At 67.1% G+C, this 7,082-nt stretch carries 8 protein-coding genes, 1 tRNA gene and 1 pseudogene; 4 read left to right on the forward strand and 6 right to left on the reverse strand.

From position 1 onward, the window contains the following. The first annotated feature begins 160 nt into the window (after nt 1–160). A tRNA-Tyr gene (locus tag HUK82_RS13185) sits at nt 161–246 on the forward strand. A gap of 180 nt (nt 247–426) precedes the next feature. Here HUK82_RS13185 and HUK82_RS13190 read toward each other — a convergent pair. After that, nucleotides 427–633 carry a cold-shock protein gene (locus HUK82_RS13190; protein WP_176614402.1) on the reverse strand — a complete coding sequence of 69 codons (207 nt, stop codon included), beginning with the start codon at nt 631–633 and terminating at the stop codon, nt 427–429. 275 nt (nt 634–908) lie between these two features. Between HUK82_RS13190 and HUK82_RS13195 the strand changes: the two genes are divergently transcribed. Together HUK82_RS13195 and HUK82_RS13200 are read left to right on the forward strand one after the other, a co-directional pair. Beyond that, nucleotides 909–1,355, forward strand: coding sequence for a DUF2501 domain-containing protein (locus tag HUK82_RS13195; RefSeq protein ID WP_176614403.1), 447 nt, complete (start codon nt 909–911; stop codon nt 1,353–1,355). A gap of 84 nt (nt 1,356–1,439) precedes the next feature. Then, nucleotides 1,440–1,673, forward strand: coding sequence for a putative hemolysin (locus HUK82_RS13200; RefSeq protein WP_176614404.1), 234 nt, complete (start codon nt 1,440–1,442; stop codon nt 1,671–1,673). A gap of 58 nt (nt 1,674–1,731) precedes the next feature. Here HUK82_RS13200 and HUK82_RS13205 read toward each other — a convergent pair whose 3' ends face one another. The 4 genes from HUK82_RS13205 to HUK82_RS13220 form a co-directional block, all read right to left on the reverse strand. Beyond that, nucleotides 1,732–2,367 (reverse strand): LolA family protein, encoded by a 636-nt coding sequence (locus HUK82_RS13205; RefSeq protein WP_176614405.1) that lies wholly within the window; start codon nt 2,365–2,367, stop codon nt 1,732–1,734. After that, nucleotides 2,367–3,572, reverse strand: a complete 1,206-nt coding sequence (locus HUK82_RS13210; protein WP_212648012.1) for a pyridoxal phosphate-dependent aminotransferase — start codon at nt 3,570–3,572, stop codon at nt 2,367–2,369. Before HUK82_RS13210 ends, HUK82_RS13205 begins: the two co-directional genes overlap by 1 nt. A gap of 75 nt (nt 3,573–3,647) precedes the next feature. Then, nucleotides 3,648–5,270 (reverse strand): ABC-F family ATP-binding cassette domain-containing protein, encoded by a 1,623-nt coding sequence (locus tag HUK82_RS13215; protein WP_176614406.1) that lies wholly within the window; start codon nt 5,268–5,270, stop codon nt 3,648–3,650. Nucleotides 5,271–5,380: 110 nt separating this feature from the next. Continuing rightward, nucleotides 5,381–6,127 (reverse strand): glucose 1-dehydrogenase, encoded by a 747-nt coding sequence (locus tag HUK82_RS13220; protein WP_176614407.1) that lies wholly within the window; start codon nt 6,125–6,127, stop codon nt 5,381–5,383. 118 nt (nt 6,128–6,245) lie between these two features. On the opposite strand from HUK82_RS13220, the gene HUK82_RS13225 reads away from it, so the two are divergent. After that, nucleotides 6,246–6,890: a TetR/AcrR family transcriptional regulator gene (locus HUK82_RS13225; RefSeq protein WP_246495347.1), complete on the forward strand. Its 645-nt coding sequence runs from the start codon at nt 6,246–6,248 to the stop codon at nt 6,888–6,890. Here the strand turns inward: HUK82_RS13225 and HUK82_RS13230 are convergent. Further along, nucleotides 6,887–7,082: pseudogene (locus tag HUK82_RS13230) on the reverse strand (glutamate--cysteine ligase); the annotation flags it as partial. The gene HUK82_RS13225 and the pseudogene HUK82_RS13230 overlap by 4 nt on opposite strands.

Raw genomic sequence — 7,082 nt, forward strand, 5'->3', positions numbered from 1 at the left:
CACCCTCGCGGGAGGGGGACGGCTGGCCGGGACTGGTCGGGCGGGATCGGGTGCGCATGCTGCTCCTTACCGCGCGACAGCGCCCCGCGCCAAGCCCGATGAAACGTGCGGGCGGAGGCTTGACACCGCCCCCCCGACAACGGTAGCAACAGCGCCGGCCGGAAGGGTGCCCGAGTGGCTAAAGGGGGCGGACTGTAAATCCGCTGGCGTGCGCCTACGTTGGTTCGAATCCAACCCCTTCCACCAGCCGAAATCCAAAGACAATCGATATAGACGGCAGAGTCTGAGACCGATGAAAATCGTGTCCCGGGCGGGCGCTGTTGATCCGTCAGCGGCTGCTGCGGACGCCGCACACCCATCGCTCGGCCGGTCCGCCGGTCGGCGGACAAAGAAAAGGGGCCCGAAGGCCCCCGATCCCCAGCGTGCTTACGCCGCTTTCAGGTTGACCGCCTGGCTCTTGCCATTGCGGCCAAGCTCCTCGTCATACGAGTAGCGCTGGCCTTCCAGCACGGACGGCAGGCCGGCCCGCTCGACGGCGCTGGCGTGAAGGAACACGTCCGGCCCGCCCGCGTCCGAGGCGATGAAGCCGTAGCCCTTGGTAGAATTGAACCACTTGATGGTACCTGTCGCCATGGCAGGTCTCCTTGAAACCGCAGCAGCGCGCTCCGTAGCGCACAATCGCACCTCTGACAGGCCCACAGCATTGGGGGCACTCGTATTGCTTTAAGGTGGCTGCGGACGCACCATAGCCGCGATTGCGTTCAAGAGCAAAAGGTGATGCCGGGGCGACGCAGGCGCGGCCGCCGAACAGCGAACCCGCCCCGCGCCCACATGTTAGTGACACAGGGACCGCTTCGGGGCCCAGTGGCTGCGGGCTTGTGTCCGGACGATGTAAGAAGGATGAAACCATGCGTTATTCTAGGGAAATCGTTGTCTGTATGGTCGCGGTCGGGTTGCTGGCGGGATCGGCGCGGGCGCAGTCCATTCCCGGTGTCGGCGGGGCGAACAACGCCATGAACGGAATGTCGGGGATGACCGGGATGAGCGGCATGACCGGCGGCAGCGGCCTGATGGGCGGCATGCTGCCGGGCGTGACTTCGGCCAGCTCGGGCAACGTCGCCGGCGTGCTGAGTTACTGCGTGCAGAACAATTACGTCAGCGGCAACGGCGCGGCAGCGGCGCTGAGCGGCCTGACCGGCCAGCAGGGTGTGACCTCGTCAGGCGATTATACCGCCGGACAGCAGGGGCAGCTGATGATCGGAAACGGGAATGCCTTTTCGCTGTCCAGCCTCAAGGCCGGCCTGAAGCAGAAGATGTGCAATGCCGTGCTCAGCCGCGCGCAGAAGCTTCTCTGACCCTGTGTCCCTGACGGTACCAGTGCCACGGTCCGGCTGTCGGGCCCACGTGGCGCTGTCGTCCCGCCCTTTAACGGAGCGTCGATGAAACCCTTCCTGACACTGGCGGCCCTCGCCCCGCTGGGCGCCTGTGCGTCGGCCGCCGGTCCCACGCCGATCGGGATGCCCAACCCGGCGTCGGCCTACTGCGTCAAGCTCGGCGGCACACTCGACATCCGCAAGGACACGGGGGGCGAGGCCGGCTATTGCCACCTGCCGGACGGCCGGGTGGTCGAGGAATGGGCGCTGTTCCGCTCGGCCCGGCGCTCGCACGACTGAGGCACGCGGGCGGTGACGATCGGGTACGCGGAGCGTGACAACGCGCCCCGCGCGCGGATCAGTCTTCGGCCGGGGGTACGAACAGGTCGGCTGTCACCGGCACGCCCAGATGCACGTCGAACAGGTCCACATGCGTCTCGCGCCCCTGCGCATCGATCACGCTCCATGATCTCAGCGCAAGCGGCTGCTGGTTGAACACCAGTGTCAGACTGCCGTCGCCGGGCGATGCGGCGCGCACCAGGGTGACGCGGATCAGGCCGTCGGACCGGTCGAACCCCGTCACCGCCACATCGCCGGAAAAGCGCAGGCCCGGTCGCAAAAGCAGGCCCAGCGGCGTCCGCTCCAGCGGGATCGTGGTGGTCTGGCCCAGCTCACCATCGTGGAACACCACCTTGCCATCGTTGGCGACCAGCAGAAGCTGGCTTGGCTTGTCGTAGGCAAAACGCATCCGGCCCGGACGATCGAGCCACGCCGTGCCGGTGGTGCGCGCATTGTCCGGCGCGATCTGCTGGAAGCGCGCCTTCAGCGTCGTGATGGCGTTCAGGGTCGCCTCGATCCGCGATAGCGTCTGCTGGTCAGGGGCCGTAAGCGTGGGGGTCGCCGCCCGTGGGACGACAGGGGCGACGACGCTGCCGGCGACAAGAAGGCTCAGGGCACATAGTGCGGTGCGGACGGGGGGGGGCAGAGCGGGCATCAGTTGGGTCCATGCGTGGCAAGATAGGTCTCGATCCGGGCGCAGGCCTGCTCCAGCCGTTCCCGTCCGACGGCAAAGCATAGCCGCATATAGCCTTCGCCCTCGCGGCCGAACGCTCTGCCCGGGGCAAGCCCGACACCCGCCCGATGCACCAGATTCCGGGCGAGAGTAAGGCTGTCGCGGCAACCCTCGACCCGGAAGAACGCGTACATGCCGCCCTCGGCGCGCGGCACGCTGAGACCCGGCACCGCACCCAGCCGGTCGGCGACATAGTCGCGGGCTTCGCGATAATGGCCGACAATGCCCTGCACGAAGGGCTCGCCGTCGCGCAGGGCCACGATTCCGGCCTCCTGCACGAAGCCAGGCGCGCAGGACATGACGAACTCGTTCATCGAGGCCAGAACCGGTCCCAGACCGTGGGGCACGGTCAGCCAGCCCAGTCGCCAGCCCGTCATCGCCCAGGATTTCGAGAAGGAATTGACCGCAATCACCCGGTCCTGCGGTGTTGCGAGATCGAGGAACGAGGGCGCGACACCGCCCGAAAACACCAGACGGTCATAGACATCGTCGGCGAGGATCCAGATCCCGTGCTGGCGGCAATGCGCGAGGATGACCTCCTGCTCCGCGCGCGAAAGCATCCAGCCCGTGGGATTGCCCGGCGCGTTCAGGATCACCATGCGTGTCTGCGGTGTCAGCGCGGCCAGAAGCTCCTGAAGGTCGAGGCGCCACAGCCCGTCGACAAGGCGCAGCGACGGGCCGGTCACCTGCGTGCCTGACAGCGAGGGGATTCCCACCAGATTGGGCCAGCACGGACGCGGCACCACCACCCGGTCGCCCGGCGAGAGCAGCGCCAGACACGCCATGTTCAGCGCGTGCGTGCCCGAGGACGTGACCACGATCCGGTCGACCGTGACCGAGGCCCGGCCCAGCCGCGTCTGATACTCCGCGATCGCCGCGCGCAACGGCGGGATGCCGTCATTGGCGGTGTAGAACGTCTCGCCCCGGTCGAGGGCGACCTTGGCGGCATGGGTGATGAAGGCCGGCGTAACGGCATCGGGTTCGCCGTACCACAGGCCGATCACGTCCTCGACCCCCACGGCCGACTGCGCGATCACGCGAATCAGCGACTCCTCGATCGCCTGAATCCCGGGGCGGGCTTCGGGCAAAAAAATGGAGGGGCGCGTCGTCGAGGGTGATCCGGTCAAGCGTGGGCTCCTGAACTGGGTGCGGTCCAGACTATGCCGCCCGGGGGCAGGGGTGCAATGCGCCCCGGTCGCACGCTATTCGTGCAGACCCGGTGCCTCGCGCCCCGTGCGGGCGACGTATTCGCTGTAGCCACCTTCGTAGCGATGCAGTCCTTCGGGTGTGACTTCCAGAACCCGGTTCGACAGGGCGGCCAGAAAGTGCCGGTCGTGCGAGACGAACAGCATCGAGCCTTCGTAGTCCTGCAGCGAGGTGATCAGCATTTCCTTGGTCGCGATGTCGAGATGGTTCGTCGGCTCGTCGAGGACCAGAAAATTCGGCGGATCGTACAGCATCAGCGCCATGACCAGCCGGGCCTTTTCGCCGCCCGACAGGACGCGGCAGGGCTTGTCCACGTCATCGCCCGAAAAGCCGAACCCGCCGGCCAGCGCGCGGAGGGAGCCCTGGGCCGCCAGCGGGAACGCATCGTTGAGCGATTCGAACACCGTGCGATCGCCGTCCAGAAGATCCATCGCATGCTGCGCGAAATAGCCCATCTTCACGCTGCCGCCGAGGGTCACCGTGCCGGCATCGGGCGTGCTGGTTCCGGTCACGAGCTTCAGCAGCGTCGACTTTCCGGCACCGTTGACGCCCAGCACACAGGCGCGCTCCTGACGACGGATCAGAAGGTCGAGGCCCCGGTAGATCACGCGCTCGCCATACCGCTTGTCCACACCGCGCAAGGTCGCGACCGCGTCGCCGGAACGCGGCGCGGGCGGAAAGGTGAACGACAGGGTCTGGCGGCGCTTGGGCGGTTCCACCCGGTCGATCTTGTCGAGCTTCTTGATCCGGCTCTGCACCTGTGCGGCGTGCGAGGCGCGGGCCTTGAACCGTTCGATGAACGCCACTTCCTTGGCCAGCATCGCCTGCTGGCGTTCGAACTGCGCCTGCTGCTGCTTTTCGTTCTGCGCGCGTTGTTCCTCGTAGAATTCGTAGTCGCCGGAAAAGCTGGTCAGCGTGCCGCCATCGATCTCGATCACCTTGTTGATGATGCGATTCATGAAGGCGCGGTCATGCGATGTCATCAACAACGCGCCGTCGTAACCGCCGAGAAACGTCTCGAGCCAGATCAAGCTTTCGAGGTCGAGATGGTTGCTCGGCTCGTCGAGCAGCATCACGTCGGGCTTCATCAGCAGGATACGCGCCAGCGCCACGCGCATCTTCCAGCCACCCGACAGACGACCGACGTCGCCGTCCATCATCGACTGCGCGAAGCCCAGGCCGTGCAGTACCTCCCGGGCGCGGCCTTCCAGCGCGTAGCCGCCTAGCGATTCGAAATGGGCCTGCACCTCTCCGAAGCGTTCCAGAATGGTGTCGAGCTCGTCGAAGCGGTCGGGGTCGGCCATGGCGGCTTCCAGCTCGGCCAGTTCCGCGCCGATCTCGGCCACGGGGCCCGCGCCGCTGATCACCTCGGCCACGACGCTACGGCCGTCCATCTCGCCGACGTCCTGATTGAAATAGCCGATCGACACGCCCCGATCGACCAGCACCTGACCTTCGTCAGGTGGCTCCTGGCCGGTGATCAGGCGAAACAAGGTGGTCTTGCCGGCGCCGTTGGGGCCGACCAGGCCGATCTTTTCGCCGCGCAGAAGGGCCGCCGACGCCTCGATGAAGATGACCCGATGGCCGTTGCGCTTGCTGATGGTGTCGAGCCGGATCATGGGGCCTCGGAAAGATGGGGAACCGTCCGGGCCTCAAGACCATGCCGTCGGGGGGGCTGGCAAGGGGCGCCTGCTCCCGGCCGGCCCCGATCAGCCAGGGGACGAAGGCGTCAGCGCAGGCCGCCCGACGCGATCAGCGCCTCGCCCGTCACCCAGCCCGCGTCGTCCGAGGCCAGGAACACGGCCAGTCGTGCGATATCGTCGACATGGCCGACCCGCCCCAGCGGGGTCTGGGCGACGATCGCCTGTTCCATCTCCGACCCGGAGACGTTAGCGGTGTGGGTGCCTTCGGTCTCGACGAGGCCCGGGTTGATCGCGTTGACGCGGATCTTCTTCGGCCCCAGCTCGCGCGCCAGAGACCCCGTGATCGCATCCACCGCGCCCTTGGTACCGCTATAGACCGACGCATTGGGCGGCGTGATGCGCGCGGCGACCGAGCTGATGTTGATGATGCTGGACCCTTCGCCCAGATGGGGCAGCGCGGCCTGCGCGGTCAGCAGCGTGCCCAGCACGTTGATGTTGAACTGGCGGTGGAAGTGCTCCTCGGTGATCTCGCCAAGGGGCGCGAACTCGTACACGCCCGAATTGTTGACCACTATGTCCAGCCGACCGTAGTGCGACACCGCCGCATCGACGATCGCATGGGCGTCGGCTTTGCGCGCCACGTCGCCCTGCACCGCGACGGCCTTGCCGCCGGCCTGCGTGATGGCGTCGACGACGGCGTCCGCACCGGCCTTGCTCGACGCGTAATTGACGACCACGGCGGCGCCTTCGGCCGCCAGGGCCTTGGCGATACCGGCCCCGATTCCCTTGGACGCGCCGGTGACGACGGCGACTTTTCCTGACAGCTTGCTCATGGTGTCATGACCTTTCGGGGCCCGTGCGGGCCTTTGCGGTGTTTGAAATGTGGAGCGATCGCTCCAACATTGAGGCATATTGAGACGCGCCTTCACGCGGTCAAGGATTTATGGAGCGATGACACCAAAAAAAAGCGGAGGACCGAAACCCGGCGGTGAAAGGCGCGGCCGCGGCCGCCCGGCCTGTTTCGAGCGCGAGACGGCACTGTGCGCGGCCATGCGTCTGTTCTGGGAGCGTGGCTATGACGGGACCAGCTTCGACGACCTGACCGGTGCCATGGGGATCAGCGCGTCGAGCTTCTACAATACGTTCGGAAGCAAGGAGGCCTTGTACCACGAGGCCATCGAGGCCTATCTCCGCGTGGCTGGCGGATGGTTTTTCGACGCTCTGGCGCGCGAGGGGGGCACCCGCGCCGCTTTCGATGCGTTGATGGCGGCGGCGGCGGTCGAATTCACCCGTGATGACCAGCCGGCCGGCTGCATGATCTCGACGGCGGCCACGCAATGCTCCCCCGGGCAGGTCCGCGTGCGCGATCTTCTGGCCGGCCAGCGCACCCGGGCCGACGCCGCGTTGGCCACGCGGCTGGAACGCGGTGTGGCGGACGGGGATCTGCCGGAGAGCACGGACGCCAATGCACTGGCGGCGTTCTACGGTTCACTCCTGCGCGGGATGGCCGTGCAGGCCCGCGACGGAGCCTCGCGTGAGCGTCTGCGCGAGATCGCGCGGATCGGGATGCTGGCCTGGCCTGACGAGGGGGCCTAGACCGCCGCCTCGGTGAAGATCGGACGCACGTCGCCGTCCCAGGCGGTGGAAAAGCGTGACAGCCAGTGTTCGGCCTGCGTCGGTCCACCGGCAGCGATCGCGTCCAGCGGATCGAGATAGGCCGACTCGTCCGCGCCGGTGTCCGACCGGACGGCGCGGGCGCGCAGACCGTCGCGGGCAATGGCCAGCACG

Origin of the sequence: Ameyamaea chiangmaiensis (assembly GCF_013376175.1) — a bacterium.
Classification (GTDB): domain Bacteria; phylum Pseudomonadota; class Alphaproteobacteria; order Acetobacterales; family Acetobacteraceae; genus Ameyamaea; species Ameyamaea chiangmaiensis.